The sequence below is a fragment of the Hydrogenophaga sp. PAMC20947 genome, from assembly GCF_004795855.1.
Taxonomy (GTDB): Bacteria; Pseudomonadota; Gammaproteobacteria; order Burkholderiales; family Burkholderiaceae_C; genus Hydrogenophaga.
The window spans coordinates 1376565-1396266 of record NZ_CP039252.1 but is presented as its reverse complement, the minus strand read 5'-3'; the positions used below and the strand labels follow the sequence as shown (position 1 = coordinate 1396266).

Here is a 19702-nt window from a genome sequence, read left to right as displayed (position 1 = left end):
ACACCATGAGTGCGCCCTCAATGCCTGCTGAAACAGGCAACCCGGAGATGGTGAACATCGCCAAGCGGCAGCGGCTGCAAGATGTTTTCTTCCACCGCATCACCCAGGGCTTCTCGCTCTTGGTTCTGGTGGCCCTGACAGGCATCATCGTTTCGCTGTTCATCAACGCTTGGCCGGCGTTTCAGAAGTTTGGCCTGAACTTTATCTGGCGCGTCGAGTGGGACGTCGTCAACGAGGAGTTTGGCGCCGCCATTGCCATCGTTGGCACCTTGGCCAGCGCAGGCATCGCGCTGTTAATCGCTGTGCCACTGGCCTTCGGCATTGCCTTGTTCCTGACGGAAAACTGCCCCGCTTGGCTGCGCCGCCCGTTGGGCACGGCTGTTGAGCTGCTCGCCGCGGTGCCCTCCATCATCTACGGCATGTTTGGCCTGTTCGTGTTTGCTCCCTTGTTCGCAGACCACTTTCAGGTGCCTGCACAAGAGCTGTTGGGTTCGATGCCATTGATCGGCTTCCTGTTTGGCGGCAGCACCAGTGGGTACGGCATCCTGGCGGCTGGCATCGTGCTGGCGTTCATGGTGTTGCCGTTCATTGCTGCTGTGATGCGCGATGTTTTTGAGATCGTGCCACCAATCCTCCGCGAATCGGCCTACGGGCTGGGCTGCACCACGTGGGAAGTTGTGCGCCGCGTGGTCTTGCCTTACACCCAGAAGGGCGTGATCGGCGGCGTGATGTTGGGTCTGGGGCGTGCCCTGGGAGAAACCATGGCCGTGACCTTCGTCATTGGCAACGCCAACCGCTTGCCCGGCTCGCTGTTTTCGCCGGGTACCTCGATCGCATCCACTTTGGCCAACGAGTTTGGCGAAGCGGCTGACATGCACATCAATGCGCTGTTTGCATTGGGATTCCTTTTGTTTGTGATCACCTTCATCGTGCTGGCCCTGGCCAAGTGGATGATGCTGCGCAGCGAAAAAGCCAAGGGCCTGTAATGAACCACCCTATAAAAACGTCCCCATCCATGCCCATCAATGAAGCTTTGTACCGTCGGCGCCGACTGAGCAATTCTCTGGGGCTCACGCTGTCAATGGGGTCGATGGCACTGGGCCTTGCCGTCTTGCTGTGGATCCTGATGGTGCTGTTCAGCAAGGGGTTGGCGGCGTTGGACTGGAACCTCTTGACCCAGTCCACCCCGGCACCAGGCACCGATGGAGGTGGATTGGCCAACGCGATCGTGGGCAGCTTGATGATGGTGGGCTTCTCGGTGCTCGTGTCGACCCCGATTGGTATTTTGGCTGGCGTGTACCTGGCCGAATACGGCGACGAAAGCAGCACCGCCGAGCTGACCCGATTCGTGACCGACATCATGTTGTCAGCGCCTTCGATCGTGCTGGGGCTTTTTGTTTACGCCATCGCCGTGGCCACCATGGGCGGGTTCTCGGGCTGGGCGGGCTCGCTGGCGCTGTCCCTGATTGCGGTGCCCGTGGTGGTTCGCACCACTGAGAACATGTTGCGCCTGGTGCCCGGCAGTCTGCGCGAAGCCGCGTTTGCCCTGGGCGCTCCCCGTTGGAAAGTCTCAACATTGATCACACTGCGTGCGGCCAAGAGCGGCGTGATGACCGGCTTGTTGCTGGCCATCGCGCGCATCAGCGGTGAAACCGCCCCCTTGCTGTTCACAGCCTTGAACAACCAGTTCTTCAGCACCGACATGAGCAGGCCCATGGCCAACCTGCCTGTTGTGATTTTTCAGTTCGCCATGAGCCCATACGACAACTGGAACCGTCTGGCCTGGGCAGGCGCCTTGTTGGTCACGCTTTCCGTGCTGCTGCTCAACGTGGTGGCCCGCGTGTACCTGCGCGAGAAGAAGCCTTCCTGATCTGCCCCCACACCGTCTTTGACCGTCTTTCGAAAGAACACCACCATGTCCGCTACGGCAACCCAACCGCTGCCCAAGAACCCCAACGCGCTGGAACTGCGCAACCTGAATTTCTTTTACGGAAAATTTCAAGGGTTGAAGAACGTGAACCTCGGCATCGAGGAACGCAAGGTCACGGCCTTTATTGGGCCGTCTGGCTGCGGGAAATCCACCTTGTTGCGCACACTCAACCGCATGTACAGTCTGTACCCGGGCCAGCGCGCTGAGGGTGAAATCAATTTTTATGGCCAGAACATTCTGGACCCCAAGCAAGACATCAACTTGCTGCGTGCGCGCATTGGTATGGTGTTCCAGAAACCCACACCGTTCCCTATGTCGATTTACGACAACATCGCCTTTGGTGTGAAGCTGTATGAAAGCCTTAGCGCCAGCGAAATGGACGACCGCGTGGAGTGGGCGCTTTCCAAAGCAGCGCTGTGGGGCGAGGTCAAAGACAAATTGAACCAGAGCGGTCTCTCGCTGTCGGGTGGTCAGCAGCAACGCCTGTGCATCGCTCGCAGCGTCGCGGTCAAACCGTCGGTCTTGTTGCTTGACGAGCCCACTTCCGCGCTCGATCCTATTTCAACCGGCAAGGTTGAAGAGTTGGTGCACGAGCTTAAACAGGATTACACCATTGCCATCGTCACGCACAACATGCAGCAGGCCGCGCGTTGCAGTGACTACACGGCTTATATGTACCTAGGGGAACTGATCGAATTTGGGTCGACCGAACAGATCTTCTTCAAGCCAACCCAAACCGCGACCGAAGACTACATCACCGGCCGTTTTGGCTGACGCGCGACCCGACACCGATTCAACCAACACGGTTCTGTGGGCGCGGTTCAGCGGCCACAGGCCAAACAGGGAAAAACCCATGGGCGATAAACACATTTCCAGTCAGTTCGACTCCGAGCTCAACTCCATTTCCACCCATGTGCTGGAAATGGGCGGACTGATTGAGTCCCAGTTGCACCAGGCGGTCTATGCCCTCATCCACATGAGTCAGGAGACCGCAGAGCAGGTGTTGGAGACCGAGCAACGCATCAACCAGATGGAGGTGAATATCGATCAGGAAATCATCTCTACGATTGGCCGCCGCCAACCCACCGCACGGGATCTGCGCTTTTTGGTGGCGATTTCCCGAATCACGCAAAATCTGGAGCGTGCGGGTGATGAGATCGCACGCATCGCGCGCATGGTCAAATCCATCATTGAAAGTGGTTCGCCGCGTTCGCTACCGGTCTCCGAGTTGCGTCTGGCCGCGGACCTCGCCGCCGGCATGCTGCGCAAAACACTGGACTCCTTCGCCCGCCTGGACACGAATATGGCGCTGGCCATCATCAAACAGGACGACGAAATTGACGTGGAGTACGACGGTTTCCTTCGCAAGCTCATCACCTACATGATGGAAGATCCGCGCACGATTTCTCCGAGCCTGAATTTGCTGTTCCTGGCCAAATCGCTTGAGCGGGTGGGCGATCACGCCAAGAACATCGCTGAACAGATCATCTTTGTGGTCAAAGGCGAAGATGTACGACACATCTCGATCGATCAGGTGGAGTCGGTTATTCGATGATGATCGGATACCAACGGCAATTGGGCTTGCTGCGCAAAACAAGCGTTGGCCGACGCGCCAGAAGGATCACAGGAAAGAGCACAACGCCATGAAAAAATTGCCTCGCGTTTTGGTGGTCGAAGACGAGCCGGCCATCGCCGAACTCATCGCCGTCAATTTGCGCCACAACGGCTTTGCGCCGACAGTGGTCTTTGATGGTCAGGCCGCACAGCGGGAGGTTGATGCTGTGTTGCCTGATGTCATCCTCCTCGACTGGATGCTGCCGGGTGAAAGTGGTGCTTCCCTGGCCCGCCGCTGGCGCAAACACGAGCGCACCAAGACCATTCCCATCCTGATGCTCACCGCCCGCAGCGATGAGGCGGACAAGGTCCAGGGGCTGGACGCCGGTGCTGACGACTACATCACCAAGCCCTTTTCGACCCAGGAGCTGCTGGCGCGGATCCGCGCCGTCTTGCGCCGCCGTGCGCCCGAGATCGTCAACGATTCGGTGCAAGTGGGCGAACTCACGCTGGATGCGGGAACCTACCGCATCACCTTCCGTGGCCAAGAACTCAAACTGGGGCCCACGGAATTCAAGCTGTTGCACTACCTCATGAAACACGCTGAGCGGGTTCACACCCGTGGTACGCTGCTTGACAAGATCTGGGGAGATCATGTCTTTATCGAGGAGCGCACAGTGGACGTGCATGTCAAACGTTTGAGGGAATCGTTGGGCGAGGCTGCCAGCATGGTGGAGACCGTGCGCGGTGCGGGCTACCGGTTGACCGTCATCAACACATCTGGACGACCGGTACAAGGCCCATCCATCCCGGCAGCATGATCCGCCGTGTTGTCGAGCTGCTGATCCTGGTTGTACTTGGAGCAGTGTGGGGATGGTCGCATGACTCCGCCAACTGGAGTTTCTTTGGCGCCCTGGCCGGCGCGACGGTGTGGTCTGCATTCGATGCCTTGCGCGCCAGACGCGTGCTGACCTGGCTCAACAAAGGCGAAACGTCGCGCCCTCCTGCGCTCTCGGGTGTCTGGGGTGAGGTGCTGGAGCGCAGCCGCAAGCTGGTGAAAAAGCTGGAAAAAAAGGCCAGCAACAGCGACGCACGGCTTGAGGACTTTCTTGCCGCCATTCAGGCATCACCCAATGGGGTTGTGTTGCTGGATTCCAGCGGACGCATCGAGTGGTCCAACCTGACCGCAGCCACGCACCTGGGATTTGATCCACAGCGGGATCTCGGTCAATACGTGCGCAACCTGGTGCGTGCACCAGCATTTGTGTCGTACATGGACATCGGCAATTTCGGCCACGAGATTCAAATAGATGGCCCGGGGCCGAGGCCGTCGCAACCGTCGAAGATCTCCTTGCAGGTGCACCCTTACGGCAAGAAGCGCAAGCTCATGATTTCGCGGGATGTCACTGCTGTGCAATTGGCCGAAACGATGCGGCGCGACTTCGTGGCCAACGTCTCGCACGAAATCCGCACGCCCCTGACCGTGCTCAGCGGGTTCGTCGAAACCATGCAATGTTTGCCGCTCGACGAAGAGGAGCGCGTGCGCTACCTCGCCTTGATGAGCCAGCAGGCGCAACGTATGCAAACCCTGGTCAGCGACCTCCTGACGCTTTCTCGCCTGGAAGGCAGTCCAGCGCCTGGGCAGGGTGATTGGGCTGAGGCCGACGAGCTCCTCAACCATGTTGTTCAGGAGGCACGGGGGTTGAGCGCAGCCATTGCAGAGCCGACACATGAGATCGTGGTCGAAACTTGTCAGGCACTCAAGATTTCGGGTTCCAAGACCGAATTGCTCAGCGCGATGTCGAACCTGCTCAGCAATGCTGTGCGCTACACCCCCGGCGGGGGCACGATCACCGTCGGATGGCGCGTGCGCGAGTCGGATGGCTGGGGCGAATTTTTTGTCTCAGATGGTGGCCACGGTATCGCTGCCGAACACTTGCCCCGCCTGACCGAACGGTTCTACCGCGTGGACCGGAGCCGCTCACGCGAAACCGGGGGCACTGGGTTGGGCCTGGCCATTGTGAAGCATGTGGTGCAACGGCATGGCGGCCAGATTGATATTCAAAGCGAGATCGGGCGTGGATCGACGTTTGTCATGGCCTTGCCTCCCGTCCGGGTCCGGGCTGCTCAGCCTGACTGAACCGCTGGCGTGGCGTTGCACGCCAACAGGCACATAAAAGAGCGCCGTTTGGCCTGAGCATTGAGCCTTGGTCCAACGGTCGTATTTTGGTCCGCGTCAGTTGGCGACGCGCAAATAAATCAACAGGCGTTCTTTGCTGTCATTCAAACGGCTGGCGCTGGCTTTGTACGCCCAGTGTGTGAGATTGACACGCTGGTCCAGAGTCGGTTGGCTGTCTGGTTCCACGACCATGGAGCGGCAGCTGCTCTGTGCCTCGCTGTCTTCACCCAGACGGCGCAAACGCAGACCGCCCTGGTAGCGCAATGCGGCGATCTGCGCCTGGGACAGGCCGTCAATCAGGACACAGCTCTGGGTGGGGACAACCCGGGCAATTCCGCGCGACAGTGGGCCATAGCTGCGCGCAAAGTCCAGCAGCGGCAGCCACAAGGTCATCAGCAGCACCCAGCACAGGGTCGCGCCTGCGGCGGGCAGCACCAGGCTTTTCCAGATGGCCGCTCGGTTGCGACCCACCCGCCAATGCACCAACCAGATCCACGCAATGGTCGCCAGCAGGCCTGCCGCAAACAGTGCCCATGAGAATGACGGAACAAACCCCGGCGCCAACCGGGCCACGTTGGCCGCCGGTTTGGCGGGAAAGCCGGTTTGCATCGACAGCCAGATCACCCAGATGGACAGAGCGCACACCGTGAAAAAGATCAGCGTGAACCAGTCGATCAGTGCCGACACGCTGCGGCGCAAAGTGGGCAGGGCAAACGCGGCCAAGGCGGCCAGGGCCGGCAGCGCAAGAAAGAGGGCCCGGTCAAAGTCGGGGTTGAGGCCGCTGTTGACCACACTGACCGCTGCGCACCACAGGGGAATACCCACGTGGGGACTGAACCACTGCCGGCGCCATCCCCATAGGGTCCACAGCGCCAGGGGCCAGGCAGGCCAGGTAAACCACACCAGCAAGCGGCTCCAGCGGCGCCACCCATCCAGATCCACTGGCAGGGAGAGCGTTGGCCATTGGATATCGGCCAGCCAGAACACCCCACCCAGAACAGCCGCCACGGCCAGCGCCGCCCAAGTGAGATTGCTGTGTTGGCTGCCGTGTGCCCGGTATCGAGCAAGACTCACAGCGACCAGCAGGCCGGTGGCCAGGGCCATGGCCACCCACGGTGCACCACTGAACGCCAGAGTGACAAGGGCCAGTATCCACAGGGCGAGGCTGCGCCAGGGGTGGTGGTCGTCGTGATGGGCCAGGCGCGCTGCCGCGAGCATGAGGCCACTGGTGGCGCACAGCCGGGCGAGATCGGGCGTGGCCTCGTGGGACATTTGCGCCAGGCCCAGGCAAGCAATCAAAGCCAGCAAACCGGCATCGGCCAAAGCGCGCGCATAGTCGGTAGGACTGGCCTCGCCACCGAAAGCAAATGCCACCGGTTGCGCCGAGGCTTGGCGGGCCAAGTGGTAGACCGCGTACCAGGTGCTGACCAGAGTCAGGCCCAGTAGCAGGGCAAAACCGAGCCGTACGGCGTAGTCAGCAGGAAGAAAAGGCAAGAGCTGAATCAGTACAGCACCCAGCCAATAGGGCAAAGGGCCTGATACGTCGGCCGCGAGGCCCAGAACCTGCGGTGTCCACCATCCACTTTGACCCGACGCCATTTCCAGCATCACACCCAGGGCCGATACGTCGGCGTTCTTCCAGGGCTCTCGCCCGAGAAAGCCCGGGAGTACATACGCCAGACAAAACAGCACCAAGGCGAGCCTGGGCAGTCGGCGCACGGCTGACTGGGTCACAAGGGCAGGATTGGTGAAGCTCACGGCGTTGAAATATACAGGGTGGGGTACCAGCGGTCAGCCACCCATGTGAAAAGAGTTGGCGAAAAAAAAGCAGCCGGTTTGCCGGCTGCTTTCGCGCAGAGATATCGGCCAAGCAGGCCGAGTATCGCCCGATTACTTGGCAGCTGTCTTGCCGTAACGGTTGCGGAAGCGCTCGACGCGGCCGCCCATGTTGTCCACGCTTTTTTGCGTACCCGTGTAGAAGGGGTGAGACTCGCTGGTGGTGTCAAGCTTGTAAAGGGGCAGCTCGCGGCCGTCTTCAAGCTTGATCATTTCCTTGGTGTTGGCGCAAGAACGCGTCACGAATTTGAATCCGTTGGACATGTCCTGGAAGCAAACTTCGCGGTAATTGGGGTGAATGCCGTCTTTCATGACGATTCCTTGAGGTCAGGTGCGCTAGCCGCAGTGAAACCATTTCACTGTACTTGTCGCTATTGAATAGCCGCCGATTATAGCCCGGAAATCATGCTCTGATTGATAGCAAGAGCTGTCTTTAACCGGTAACACCGCAGATCCGGGTTTACCGGTCTGCCAGCGTTGCCCCTTGAAGGGCGGAGCTGGTTGCACACAGTGAACCAGCGATGGGGGTGGGCCTGGTTCAGCCGCCTCTTCGCATCATGTCGAAGAATTCGGAGTTGTTCTTGGTGGCCTTCATGCTCTTCAAGACCATTTCCATGGCTTCGATTTCGTCGATGTTGTACATGAACTGGCGCAAAATGCGGGTCTTTTGCAAGATTTCCGGTGTCAGCAGCAGCTCTTCGCGGCGGGTGCCGCTGCGGTTGAGCTGGATGGATGGGAATACGCGCTTTTCGTACAAGCGGCGGTCCAGGTGGATTTCGCAATTGCCCGTGCCTTTGAATTCTTCAAAGATCACCTCGTCCATGCGGCTGCCGGTGTCGACCAAGGCCGTAGCGATGATGGTGAGCGAACCGCCTTCTTCAATTTTTCGTGCCGCGCCAAAGAAGCGCTTGGGCCGCTGCAAAGCGTTGGAATCGACGCCACCGCTGAGCACCTTGCCTGAGGAGGGCAAAACGTTGTTGTAGGCGCGGGCGAGGCGGGTGATCGAGTCCAGCAAGATCACCACATCTTTACCCAGCTCAACCAGGCGCTTGGCGCGCTCGATGACCATTTCGGCCACGTGAACGTGGCGCGCAGCCGGTTCGTCAAAGGTGGAGGCAATCACTTCGCCGCGCACGGTGCGCTGCATTTCGGTCACTTCTTCCGGGCGCTCGTCGACCAGCAAAACCAACAGCTCCACCTCGGGGTGGTTGGCCGCAATGGCATGACAGATGTGCTGCATCATCACCGTTTTGCCGCTCTTGGGCGGTGCCACGATCAAGGCACGTTGGCCACGGCCAATGGGCGCAATGATGTCGATCACGCGTCCGGTGATGTTTTCTTCGCTCTTGATGTCACGTTCCAGGCGCATCTGTTCTTTGGGGAACAGGGGCGTCAGGTTTTCGAACATGATCTTGTGCTTGTTGTCCTCTGGGGGCAAGCCGTTGATCTTGTCGAGTTTGTTCAGTGCGAAATAACGCTCACCGTCTTTGGGAATGCGCACTTCGCCTTCAATCATGTCACCCGTGTGCAGATTGAATCGTCGAATCTGACTGGGGGAGATGTAGATGTCATCGGTGGACGCGGTGAAGCTTGTGTCCATGTTGCGCAAGAAGCCAAAGCCGTCGGGCAAGACTTCGAGAACGCCGTCGGCATTCACCAGTTCGCCGCCTTTGGCGCGCTTTTTGATGATGGCGAACATGAGCTCTTGCTTGCGCATGCGGCCCGTGTTTTCAATCTCAAGGGTCTCGGCTTGTTTGAGGACTTCAGACACGTGAAGTGCCTTGAGTTCGTTAAGGTGCATGGAATTCGCTCCAGAGGGGAGTCGTTGCAAAAAATCGGGGGAGGGTGCGCTACGGTCCGAATGCCTGGACGGCGCGCCGTTGATGGGGGCTGGGCTGTGTCTGGCCAGCAACCGAGAGAATTATGACAGGAAAAAAAAGAAGGCTGTTCCGGTCATTCAGGGCATTGCACCCTGAATGACTGGCAGCCGGCTTCCAATCAGGCGAGTTGCTGATCGATGAAGGCGGTGAGTTGGGCCTTGCTCATGGCCCCGACTTTGGTCGCAGCCAATTGACCGTCCTTGAACAGCATGAGCGTTGGAATGCCGCGAATGCCAAACTTGGCTGGCACTTCACGGTTGTCGTCCACATTCATTTTGCTGATCTGCAGTTTGGCGCCATAGGTGCCGGCCACCTCATCCAGGATGGGGGCGATCATTTTGCAAGGGCCACACCATTCGGCCCAGAAGTCCACCAGCACAGGTGCTTTGGCTTCAAGCACGTCGGCCTGGAAAGTTGCATCAGAAACGTGTTTGATCAAGTCGCTGGCCATGGTCCATCCTAGAGAGTCGTTAAAAGGGGGAGTTAAAGTGATGCCCTGTTGAAAAACCTTGATTTCCCGTCAGTCATCGCCTTGCTATTGCGTCATTGTGACAGAAACACTTATCTCCTGATGCCCAAGCCAGACTCAACCCCACACGCCGCTGACGCCATGTTGACAGCCGATCGAGCCGAGGCGCATTGGGATGGATTGATGAGCGCGATGGCCGAATGGATGCACGTTCAAGGCGTATCGCCTGCGCGCACAGTGGTGCTGGTGCCTTATGCCCAGCTCATGACGCCAGCCCGGCAGGCTTGGGCGCGTTTTCAGCCGTCCGGATTTGCCCCCCGGTTCGAGTCCAGCCGCAACTGGGCGGCCGGGCTGCTGCCGTTTGCGCCAGGCCCCATGGATTGGTCGGGGGACACGGCCCGAGACGCCTTGGTCGCTGCTGCGTTGGTGGACCGTGTCGCCCGCTCCCGATCAAATGTGGCCATGCGGTCAGCCTTGGCCGCGCGGCTGCTGGAGGCCACACGCTCACTTGCGCCGCGCGCGGCCTCCGTGGCACCCGACGAGCGGGTGGCCTGGGGGCAAGCGCAGCTGGAGGCGATGGGTGCCGGGTTGCAGAGCCCTGTGTGGGAAGGGTTGATCGTGACCCTGGCTGTTACGTGGGCCAGCAGTTCAGCCTATGCCACGGACGTTCTTTGGGGGCCTTTGGCCGCGCCTGGTGTGTGCTGCGAAGCGCTGGTGGTGTTGCAGGGTTTTCAGGCCGATCCTTTGGCTGAGGCGCTGCTGAAGCGCTGGGTTCCGCAAGGAACGCGAAGCTGGCCATTGCACGAACCTGGACAACCTGGGCAGCCAGCCATGGCGCTCCATGCCTGTGAAAGTGCGGAGGATGAGGCCCAGCGCAGTGCGGCTTGCGTGATCCGCCATGTGAATGCCGGGCGGGTTCCGGTGGCGCTGCTGGCGCACGACCGCTTGTTGACCCGACGCATCCGCGCCTTGCTGGACAGCGCGGGTGTGGCAGTTCGGGATGAGACGGGCTGGAAGTTGTCCACCACGCATGCGGCCGCCCAGCTGATGGCTTTGTTGCGCGCCGCGGGTCCGAGGGCCAGCGTGGACGAAGTGCTCAATGCCATGAAGCTCTCGCCGCTCTGGGGGCCTGCGCATGCACAGGTGCTGGAGACTCTGGCGCGTCGGCACGGCGTCTCGCGCTGGAGCAGCGCACTGGGTCACCCCGCGTTGTCGCCCGAGGTCCCTGAACCGTGGCAACGGCTCTTGCTGTCGCTGCAAAAACCCCGAACGTTGCCTGACTGGTTGTTGTGTCTGGCTCAAGCCTTGAGGGATGGCGGCTGGTGGGATGCCTGGGCCGAAGACGCGGCTGGGACCCAGTTGGTGAGCAGCTTGCATCTGCGGCCCGGCGCAGCCGCACGCCTCAGTGGCTCGGGTACATGGGACGCTTCAGCCGCGGAGAGCGGGGGTGCGCAGCCCAGCCGAAGCTGGACCCTGGGCGCGTTTTCAGCATGGGTCTCGGACGTGCTGGAGGGTGGAAGCTTCATGCCGGCAAGCCTGGGCGACGAACCTGTGGTGATCCTGCCGATGGCGCACCAGCTGGGGCGCACGTTTGCGGCGACCGTTTCACCGGGTTGTGATGAGCGCAGCTTGTCCACGCATCCGGATCCCCCCGGGCCCTGGACCGAGACCCAGCGCAAGCAGTTGGGCTTACCCAGCCGAGGAGCGCTCGCGCTGGCCACTGCTCAGGCCTGGCAGGCGGCGTCGCTTCAACCGCATCTGGATGTGTTGTGGCGTGTAGCGGACCGTGGCGAGTCCGTGCAACCCAATGCCTGGGTATTGGCCGCACGACAGGCCGGGGCCCCTGAGGGGCTTGACCCCCGGGTGCCTCTGGAAGTTTGTGCTGCACCCTATGAGCGTCCAGCCCCCCAGGCCCCGGGCTTGTTGCCCGACCGTCTGTCGGCCAGCGCCTATCAGGATTTGCGGGATTGCCCCTACCGGTTCTTCGCTTTGCGCCAACTGCGTCTGTCCGACGCCGAGGAGCTGGAGGGGGAGCCAGACCAGCGCGACATGGGCAACTGGTTGCATGCCGTGCTGCGCAGCTTTCACGAGGCCCGCAGGGATCAGCGACCCGGCCGGCAGGTCGATCGGCAGGCTTTGGACCAGTCGGCTCAGGCCACGAGCGAGGCCCAGGGGTTGCAATCGGTGAGTGGAGACGCCGGATTTTTGCCGTTTGAAGCGGTGTGGCCAAGCCTTCGGGAAGGCTACCTGGACTGGCTTGAGGCGTATGAGGCCATCCCGGGACGCGCGGGGCCTTCGTTTGAAGCGGCGGAAGTGGAGCGGACGGCCTCAGTGGGGCGCTGGCGTTTGCTGGGAAACCTGGACCGCATTGACCACCAGCCCAGCCCCGAGGGACGGCTTTCATTGGTCATCGACTACAAGACTGAAAGCCGGGAGCGCACGCTTGATCGTGTCAAAGATCCCCTGGAGGACACCCAGTTGGCGTTTTATGCGGCCTTGTTGCCTGAAGACAACCTGCGTGCGGCTTACCTCAGCATCACCGACAAGCGCGGAGGGACAGCGCGCAACGCCGCCACGCTCCTGATCGAGCAACCTGACATCCTGCTGGCACGGGAAGCGTTGATGAGTGGCCTGGAGGCCGACCTGGAGCGCATGGCCGAAGGTCACGCAATGCCTGCATTGGGCGAGGGGCGGGTGTGTGAGTACTGCGCGGCCCGAGGCCTGTGCCGCCGCGACGACTGGAGTGCCTCATGACGAACCCTGTGGCTGCCTACCGAATCAATGCGGGCACAGCGAGCAGCGAATCGTTTTACTCGGTGGCCTGCGATCCCGCCCGCTCGGTTGCGGTCGAAGCCTGCGCCGGCGCAGGCAAAACCTGGATGCTGGTGGCCCGTATTGTGCGGGCCTTGTTGGCGGGCACGCCTGCCCAAGACATTTTGGCGATTACCTTTACCAAAAAAGCAGCGGGAGAAATGCGCGAGCGCCTTCAAGTGGAGCTGCGCCGCTGTGCCCGCTTGTCCGACCCGGAGCTGAGCCAACTGTTACAGGCCTGGGGTTTCAGCGTGGAGCAGGCCACCTCGCGGCTGAACGACTTGCGGACCTTGAATGACCGTGTGCTGGAGGCTGGCAGAGCGGTTCAGATTCGCACGTTCCACAGCTGGTTTGCAGCCCTGCTGCGCGGGGCTCCCCTGGCTGTGCTGGAAGAGCTTCGTTTCCCGCTGTCGTACGAGTTGCTGGAAGACGATGCACGGGCAACCGCCCTGGTCTGGCCGCGCCTTTACCAGGCCTTGATTGACGCGCCCATTGAGCGCCAGGACTTTTTTGACAGCGTGGCCGATCATGGGCGCCACCAGACGCTCAAGTCCTTGGACAACGCCTTGAAAAAGCGCGTGGAGTTCGCCATGGCCGATGCCGCTGGCGTGGTGGCGACGTCGGTGCAGCGTTTTGACGAGGCATTTCCTGAGCTGGCTGGCTGTGAGTTGCCCGCCGATTATGTTCGTCAGGCAGAAGCTCAAACCCTGCTGTGGGATGCCGCGCGCATTCTGGGTGGCGCCAGTGCCAAGACGTTTTCTGCCAAGGGTGTGGAACTGGAGACAGCGCTGACCGGAAACAGTTTCTCGGGCGTGTGCGCTGCACTGCTCACCCAGAAGAACGAGGACCGGGCCTTTGGCAACAAGATTGATCGCATGGATCGTGTGCGCGAAGCCCAGGCCTTGGTGCGCCGGCTTTTGCAGGCCGAGCAGCAACAGCAAGCCTGGGTGCACCACCAGCGCCTGAGCCGCCTGACCCGTTTGCTGTTGCAGGTCTACGGCGATCTCAAACGCGAGCGCGGCTGGGTCGACATGAACGACCTGGAAACCGCTGCGCAGCGCCTGCTCGCAGACGCCGAGCTCTCGGGCTGGATGCAGCAGCGCATGGATGCCCGGGTGAGCCAGCTGCTGATCGACGAGTTTCAAGACACCAACCCTTTGCAGTGGCAAGCCCTGTACGGTTGGCTTTCGGCCTACGCAGGCGCAGGCTCAGGAGAGTCGCCCAGCGTGTTTCTGGTGGGGGATCCGAAGCAGTCGATCTACCGTTTCCGGCGCGCAGAGCCCCAGGTATTCAAGGCGGCTCAGGCCTTTGTGGTGGAGGGGCTGGGCGGCGACTTCCTGAGCTGCGATCACACCCGCCGCTGCGCCCCCGAGGTGGTGACGGCCATGAACACCGTCATGCAGCAGGCGGTAGATGCGGGTGAATACGTGGATTTTCGGCAACACACCACCGCCAGTGTCAAGACCGGTCAGGTCAGCGTTTTACCCGCCATTCAGCGCGATGCCAAAGATGCCTCTGAAGGTCCGAGCCTGGGCGCGGCCTGGCGTGACAGCCTGACCACACCCCGTGTGGCGCCCGAAGAAGAGGGCTACGCTGAGCGCGAGGCCCAGCAAGCAGCGCGCTGGCTGGCGGCGCAAGTCGCTGCGGGATCCCCCCCGGAGTCGTTCATGGTTCTGGCCCGCAAGCGCTCGCGTCTGGGTCTGATGCATGCTGCCTTGCAGGCGCTGGGTGTGCCCAGCGAACAACCCGAAAAACTCGAGCTCCACGAGCTGGCTCCCGTTCAGGACGTGGTGGCCCTGCTGGACGTATTGGTGTCACCGCAGCACAACCTCAGCCTGGCCCGCGCCCTGAAATCGCCGCTGTTTCGCTGGACCGATGCGGACCTTGTGGCGCTGGCTGAACAGGTGCAGGCCTCGCGCCTCAAAGGCGATCCAGGGTCCCAAAGCGAAACGCGCAGTCAAGCGCTCGGTTGGTGGCCAGTGCTGGACCTGATGACCTCGCCCGATGCGCCAGAGGTGGGCAAGCTGCCCCCCCATTGGCTGGCAACATCCGCCAGTTTGCGAACCTATCGCCACTGGGTCAATACCTTGCCTCCGCACGATGCGCTGTCCGCCATCTATGAAGCGGGGCAGGTGTTGTCGCGTTTTGCCCAGGCTGCTCTCCCTGAGCAAAGGGGCAGTGTGATCGCAGCCCTGCAAGACGTGCTGAACCAGTCGCTGGCACAGGACGGAGGGCGGTTTCTGAGTGCGTACAACTTCGTGCGCGCGCTCAAGACGCCCGGAGCAAAGGCCTCGGCCGTGCATTCTGGCCATGCCGTGCGCTTGCTGACAGTGCATGGTGCCAAGGGCCTTGAGGCGCCGACCGTGTTGCTGCTCGACACCGACAGCGGTGCCCCAAAAGCAGAGAGCATGGGCGTGCTGATCGACTGGCCGGGCGAAGCGCCAGCGCCAAGGCGCTTTGTTTTCCTGGAGCGTGAAAGTGCACCTCCGGTGTGTTCGCAAGACCTGCTGGTATCCGAGCAGCATGCGCGGGCGCTGGAAGAGATCAATGCCCTGTATGTGGCGCTCACCCGTGCGGAGCATCGCCTGGTGGTGTCCAGTTTTGAGCCCCACCGCCGCTCAGAGCGGGCCAGCTGGTGGGCGCGCCTGCATGAGCTCGGGTCATCGGAGGTGGTTGAGGATGCGTTCGCTTCGGCATCGCAGCCTGAGCCCGCCGCTGATGAGGTGTTCACACTGCCCGGATTACCGCCGCTCGTTTCTTCACCCAAGAAGCTCGACGAGCTGGTGGAGTTCACGCCTGCGGCGTCCGTTGGGGCCGATGATGTTCGCACCCGCCTGGGCCTGGCCATGCACCGCATGCTCCAATGGCACCCAACCACTCAGCCGTTTGAATGGACAGAGTTGCATGTCGAGGCGGTCGCTCGCGAGTTCGATCTGGATCCAGCCGAGGCCTTACAAGCCCACGGCATGGCCGTTCGCGTGATCAACGGCGAAGGCGCCTGGGCTTGGGATGCCGACCAGCTGGCCTATTGGGGGAATGAGGTCGACATGGTGTGGGCAGGTGCTGGAATGCGGCTCGATCGTCTGGTGCAATCCAAAGAGAATAGGGATTGGTGGGTGATTGATTTCAAGAGCCACGAAAATCCCGAGCACCGCCCGGAATTCCTGGAACAAATTCGACGCTACGGACAAGCCGTGGCCCAAGCGCAACCCGATTCGACGGTGCGACTGGCCTTCATCAACGCGCTGGGACACTGGCGCGAAGTCTCTTTTTTATGAATGCAACAAATCCCTTGGACACACTGACCGCTTTGACCGATCTGGATATCGACGTGGCCATCATTGGTGGTGGGCCGGCGGGCCTGATGGCCGCTGAAGTGCTGAGCGCGCAAGGCCATGCAGTGCATCTGTTCGATGCCATGCCCTCGGTCGGCCGTAAATTTTTGCTGGCTGGCAAGGGCGGTTTGAACCTCACCCATGCCGAGTCTCTGGAACCTTTCCTCCAGCGTTACGCCGAAAGGGCGGACACGCTCAAGCCCTTGCTGGAGGCCTTTGGCCCCCAGCAGGTGCGCGATTGGGCGGCAGGCTTGGGCATAGACACCTTTATCGGAAGCTCGCAGCGCGTGTTTCCCAAGGACATGAAAGCTGCCCCGCTGTTGCGGGCGTGGCTGCACCGGTTGCGCCATCCGGGGCCGGGTGGACGGGCGGTGCAGTTTCACATGCGCCACCGTTGGCAGGGCCCTCAGAGTGCGGATCCCCATCGCCTGGTATTTGAGACGCCACAAGGTCTTCAAACCGTGCGCGTCCGGGCAACGGTGTTGGCCCTGGGAGGTGCCAGCTGGGCGCGGCTGGGGTCAGATGGCGCGTGGTGGGCTCCACTGCAAGACGCGGGGCTGGACCTCGCGCCTTTGCGCCCCAGCAATTGCGGTTTTGAGGTGGCGGCGTCGAGTCGTGGGGGACAAACGGAACCCGCAGCGGGGGGGTGGACCCCTCATTTTGTCGAGCGTTATGCGGGCCAACCGCTCAAAACCGTGTCGATCAAAGTCACCGGCCCAGAGGGCGAAAACTTCGAGCGGCAGGGCGAATTTGTGGTCACCGCGACGGGCGTGGAGGGCAGTCTCGTCTACGCCGCATCGAGTTTGCTGCGAAATGGCATAGCAAAATCAGGGGCCGCCACGATGTGGCTCAACCTGTTGCCCGATCGCACGCCGGAATTTGTGCTCAAGCAGGTGACCCACCCCAGAGGTTCACGCAGCCTGTCCAGCCACCTCAAGAGCCGGCTCGGTCTCGACGGCGTCAAGTGGGGGCTGATCACCGAGCTGTGCGACAAAGCCACCCTGCAAAACCCTGTTGCCCTGGCAGCAGCCATCCAGGCATTGCCTTTGCAACTGGTCGCAACGCGCCCGATCAACGAGGCCATCAGCACGGCAGGAGGGGTGCGCTTTGAAGGGCTGGATGCCCAACTCATGGCCACACAAAGGCCAAGCTGGTTTGCGGCCGGCGAAATGCTGGATTGGGAAGCCCCGACAGGCGGTTACCTGCTCACGGCCTGCTTGTCCAGCGGACGCTTGGCAGGGCAGGGTGCGCATGCCTGGCTGAAAAGCCATTGAGTGATGTGGGCTGGCAAACGTCAAGTTTGCCTGATCCTGTGTATCAGGCAAACGTCGCATTGCTGATCACAGACTGCCTGCTGGGAGATGCAAGCTTTGGCGCTTGCATCTCGGTCAAAAAAATAAGGTGACGAGCCTTGACCCCGGCACTGACTCCACAGTTAGGGCTGCTTGGTTCCCCATCTGACCCGGTTGGCCGCTTCACCATGCGGGAAGGCCCGTCACTTGCAATTGTAGGCGATGCTGGCGAGGAATGTTCAGGGGTCTGCATGGCTGAAGGGTCATCCGCTGCAAAGTGACAGCAGCGGCCCAGTTTCCATCGCCTTTTTGGCCCCGCAGCCGAGGTGTGGAGCTGTAAAACCTGCAAAAGCTGTGCTCGCAGGGGCCGCTTTTCTCTCTGGCACCTTCTGCAGCGCTGGCTCCTGGCGGACCGCTAGAATCCTCTACATGTCTTATGTCGTCCTGGCCCGCAAGTACCGGCCGCGCAATTTCACCGAAATGGTGGGGCAGTCGCACGTCGTCCAAGCGTTGACCAATGCCTTGACGACGCAGCGCCTGCACCATGCCTATCTTTTCACCGGTACACGCGGTGTGGGGAAGACGACGGTTTCGCGCATCCTGGCGAAGTCGCTCAACTGCCTGGGTGCTGACGGTCAGGGCGGTATCACCGCTGAGCCTTGTGGCGTCTGCCAGGCATGTACCGATATCGACAGCGGGCGTTTTGTCGACTACACCGAGCTGGATGCCGCTTCCAACCGGGGCGTGGATGAAGTCCAAGCCTTGCTGGAACAAGCGGTGTACAAGCCCGTTCAGGGTCGCTTCAAGGTCTTCATGATCGACGAGGTGCACATGCTCACGGGGCATGCGTTCAATGCCATGCTCAAGACCCTGGAAGAGCCGCCCGAGTACCTGAAGTTCGTGTTGGCAACGACCGATCCGCAAAAGGTGCCGGTCACGGTGCTGTCACGCTGTCTGCAGTTCAATTTGCGACCCATGGCACCGGAGACGGTGCAGGAACACCTGGTGGAAGTGCTGGCGTCTGAGCAGGTGTTGGCCGAACCGCAGGCCCTTCGCCTCATTGCCCGCGCGGCCCGCGGCTCGATGCGCGATGCGCTTTCGCTCACCGACCAGGCCATTGCTTTTGGCGGTGGTCAGCTGGAAGAGGCCACCGTGCGCGAGATGCTGGGAGCGGTGGACCGCTCTTACGTGTTGCGCCTGATCGATGCGCTGGCCCGCGGCGATGGTGCCGAGGTGGTTGAAACGGTCGACACTTTGCGTGTCAATGGCTTGAGCGCTGCGTCTACTCTGGAAGAAATGACGTCGGTGCTGCAGCGCATGGCAGTTTTACAGGTGGTTCCTGACCGCGCGGCCTCGGCTTCGCTCGATGATCCCGATGCCGAGGAATTGGGCCGATTGGCCATGGCCCTGCCGGCCGATGAGACCCAGTTGCTTTACAGCCTGTGCCTGCATGGGCGGGCCGAGCTGGGTTTGGCGCCCGACGAATACGCGGCCTTGACCATGGTGTTGTTGCGCTTGATGGCTTTCAAGCCCGCTGGCACCGCTCAAAGCAGCAAGAAGGAAAAAAAAACTCTGAAAACCGGGGCTGACGAGCCGGTCAAGGCCGTCAACCCGGCGCCAGTTTCCCCACCGGAACCTTCGCCTCCCGCGCATGCGCCTGCTCCCTCTGCAGCCGCTCGCGTGGAGCGCTCGCGGTCTGCCGAGCCACAGGTTGCGGAGAGCCGTCCGCCTGCAGCGGCAGCCCCTACCCATTCAGCGCTGTCTTCCCCCGAGCCCTTGACACCGCCGAGCGAGAGGTCAGAGGCCACCAAGGCTTCTGGTCCAGCACCCGACGACAGCGACGAGCCGCCCTGGGAAAGCTTGTCCGCGACGCCGCCTGCGCGTGCCCCCTCACCGGCACCTTCGCCGGCCACGCCAGCCCAGGTGATGTCGATTCCTGTACGCGACCCAGGGGCTTCTAGCCGCCTGGAGCAACGCCACCCCCCGCGGGAGCAGGGAACTCAACCCGAGCTGCAGCGCAGCGAAGAGGGTGATTTCTGGTTCGAGGCGGTTCAGGCCCTGATCAAGGCCGAGGCGATCACGGCGCTGGTGCGCGAGCTGGGGCTTCAGTCCCAGTTGGTGGCGCGAGATGGGGATCGCTGGCTTCTGCGGGTGGAGCACGAGTCCCTGCGACAGTCCAACAGCGCTGAGCGGCTGGGGCAGGCGCTCAGCAGCCTGGATCACCAGGTCAAATTGATCATCGAGATTGGCACTGTGCGCGACACAGCAGCCATGCGGCTGGCGGCCGAAGCGGCCCGAAAACAAGTCTTGGCCGAAGAGCGCATCCGCTCAGATCCGTTTGTCCAGACCATGATGCGAGACTTTGGCGGCAAAATCGTACCCGGAACGCTCAAGGCCACGTCTTGAGCCATTTTTT

At 61.4% G+C, this 19702-nt stretch carries 14 protein-coding genes and 1 other RNA gene; 10 read left to right on the top strand and 5 right to left on the bottom strand.

Annotation, left to right across the window (positions count from 1 at the left end; translation table 11 throughout):
• The first annotated feature begins 5 nt into the window (after positions 1–5).
• From pstC to phoR, 6 genes are all read left to right on the top strand, one after another.
• Positions 6–986 (top strand): phosphate ABC transporter permease subunit PstC, encoded by a 981-nt coding sequence (gene pstC / locus E5678_RS06225; protein ID WP_247596929.1) that lies wholly within the window; start codon positions 6–8, stop codon positions 984–986.
• Between the two features lie 29 nt (positions 987–1015).
• On the top strand, positions 1016–1870 hold the full coding sequence (pstA, locus tag E5678_RS06220; RefSeq protein WP_136177717.1) for a phosphate ABC transporter permease PstA: 855 nt from the start codon (positions 1016–1018) through the stop codon (positions 1868–1870).
• 45 nt (positions 1871–1915) lie between these two features.
• On the top strand, positions 1916–2704 hold the full coding sequence (gene pstB / locus E5678_RS06215; RefSeq protein WP_136177716.1) for a phosphate ABC transporter ATP-binding protein PstB: 789 nt from the start codon (positions 1916–1918) through the stop codon (positions 2702–2704).
• Between the two features lie 79 nt (positions 2705–2783).
• Positions 2784–3485 carry a phosphate signaling complex protein PhoU gene (gene phoU, locus E5678_RS06210; protein ID WP_136177715.1) on the top strand — a complete coding sequence of 234 codons (702 nt, stop codon included), beginning with the start codon at positions 2784–2786 and terminating at the stop codon, positions 3483–3485.
• A gap of 88 nt (positions 3486–3573) precedes the next feature.
• Positions 3574–4305 carry a phosphate regulon transcriptional regulator PhoB gene (phoB, locus tag E5678_RS06205; RefSeq protein WP_136177714.1) on the top strand — a complete coding sequence of 244 codons (732 nt, stop codon included), beginning with the start codon at positions 3574–3576 and terminating at the stop codon, positions 4303–4305.
• Positions 4302–5624: a phosphate regulon sensor histidine kinase PhoR gene (gene phoR, locus E5678_RS06200; protein WP_136177713.1), complete on the top strand. Its 1323-nt coding sequence runs from the start codon at positions 4302–4304 to the stop codon at positions 5622–5624. Before phoB ends, phoR begins: the two co-directional genes overlap by 4 nt.
• A gap of 96 nt (positions 5625–5720) precedes the next feature.
• On the opposite strand, the gene E5678_RS06195 is transcribed toward phoR, so the two are convergent.
• The 4 genes from E5678_RS06195 to trxA all read right to left on the bottom strand — a co-directional run bounded on the left by E5678_RS06195 (position 5721) and on the right by trxA (position 9830).
• Positions 5721–7421: a hypothetical protein gene (locus E5678_RS06195; protein ID WP_136177712.1), complete on the bottom strand. Its 1701-nt coding sequence runs from the start codon at positions 7419–7421 to the stop codon at positions 5721–5723.
• Between the two features lie 132 nt (positions 7422–7553).
• Positions 7554–7811, bottom strand: coding sequence for a type B 50S ribosomal protein L31 (locus E5678_RS06190; RefSeq protein ID WP_136177711.1), 258 nt, complete (start codon positions 7809–7811; stop codon positions 7554–7556).
• Between the two features lie 226 nt (positions 7812–8037).
• Complete coding sequence (rho, locus tag E5678_RS06185; protein ID WP_136177710.1) at positions 8038–9300, bottom strand: transcription termination factor Rho; 1263 nt, start codon at positions 9298–9300, stop codon at positions 8038–8040.
• Between the two features lie 197 nt (positions 9301–9497).
• Entirely contained in the window at positions 9498–9830 is a 333-nt protein-coding gene (gene trxA, locus E5678_RS06180) for a thioredoxin TrxA (protein ID WP_136177709.1), read from the bottom strand.
• 159 nt (positions 9831–9989) lie between these two features.
• Here trxA and E5678_RS06175 point away from each other — a divergent pair, with 159 nt between their 5' ends.
• The 3 genes from E5678_RS06175 (at position 9990) to E5678_RS06165 (ending at position 17268) form a co-directional block, all read left to right on the top strand.
• Positions 9990–12602 carry a PD-(D/E)XK nuclease family protein gene (locus E5678_RS06175; RefSeq protein WP_168708499.1) on the top strand — a complete coding sequence of 871 codons (2613 nt, stop codon included), beginning with the start codon at positions 9990–9992 and terminating at the stop codon, positions 12600–12602.
• Positions 12599–15937: a UvrD-helicase domain-containing protein gene (locus E5678_RS06170; RefSeq protein ID WP_136177707.1), complete on the top strand. Its 3339-nt coding sequence runs from the start codon at positions 12599–12601 to the stop codon at positions 15935–15937. The genes E5678_RS06175 and E5678_RS06170 overlap by 4 nt, the downstream gene beginning before the upstream one ends.
• Positions 15938–16023: 86 nt before the next feature.
• On the top strand, positions 16024–17268 hold the full coding sequence (locus E5678_RS06165; RefSeq protein WP_247597002.1) for a TIGR03862 family flavoprotein: 1245 nt from the start codon (positions 16024–16026) through the stop codon (positions 17266–17268).
• A 126-nt stretch (positions 17269–17394) separates the two neighbouring features.
• Here E5678_RS06165 and ffs read toward each other — a convergent pair.
• Positions 17395–17491: signal recognition particle sRNA small type (gene ffs / locus E5678_RS06160), an RNA gene on the bottom strand.
• Positions 17492–17715: 224 nt separating this feature from the next.
• Here ffs and dnaX point away from each other — a divergent pair.
• Entirely contained in the window at positions 17716–19692 is a 1977-nt protein-coding gene (dnaX, locus tag E5678_RS06155; protein ID WP_136177705.1) for a DNA polymerase III subunit gamma/tau, read from the top strand.
• Positions 19693–19702 lie beyond the last annotated feature (10 nt).

Coding starts and splice junctions, on each gene's coding strand:
- pstC (WP_247596929.1), top strand. CDS start 6: ATGAGTGCGCCCTCAATGCCTGCTGAAACAGGCAACCCGGAGATGGTG.
- pstA (WP_136177717.1), top strand. CDS start 1,016: ATGCCCATCAATGAAGCTTTGTACCGTCGGCGCCGACTGAGCAATTCT.
- pstB (WP_136177716.1), top strand. CDS start 1,916: ATGTCCGCTACGGCAACCCAACCGCTGCCCAAGAACCCCAACGCGCTG.
- phoU (WP_136177715.1), top strand. CDS start 2,784: ATGGGCGATAAACACATTTCCAGTCAGTTCGACTCCGAGCTCAACTCC.
- phoB (WP_136177714.1), top strand. CDS start 3,574: ATGAAAAAATTGCCTCGCGTTTTGGTGGTCGAAGACGAGCCGGCCATC.
- phoR (WP_136177713.1), top strand. CDS start 4,302: ATGATCCGCCGTGTTGTCGAGCTGCTGATCCTGGTTGTACTTGGAGCA.
- E5678_RS06190 (WP_136177711.1), bottom strand. CDS start 7,811: ATGAAAGACGGCATTCACCCCAATTACCGCGAAGTTTGCTTCCAGGAC.
- rho (WP_136177710.1), bottom strand. CDS start 9,300: ATGCACCTTAACGAACTCAAGGCACTTCACGTGTCTGAAGTCCTCAAA.
- trxA (WP_136177709.1), bottom strand. CDS start 9,830: ATGGCCAGCGACTTGATCAAACACGTTTCTGATGCAACTTTCCAGGCC.
- E5678_RS06175 (WP_168708499.1), top strand. CDS start 9,990: ATGTTGACAGCCGATCGAGCCGAGGCGCATTGGGATGGATTGATGAGC.
- E5678_RS06170 (WP_136177707.1), top strand. CDS start 12,599: ATGACGAACCCTGTGGCTGCCTACCGAATCAATGCGGGCACAGCGAGC.
- E5678_RS06165 (WP_247597002.1), top strand. CDS start 16,024: ATGGCCGCTGAAGTGCTGAGCGCGCAAGGCCATGCAGTGCATCTGTTC.
- dnaX (WP_136177705.1), top strand. CDS start 17,716: ATGTCTTATGTCGTCCTGGCCCGCAAGTACCGGCCGCGCAATTTCACC.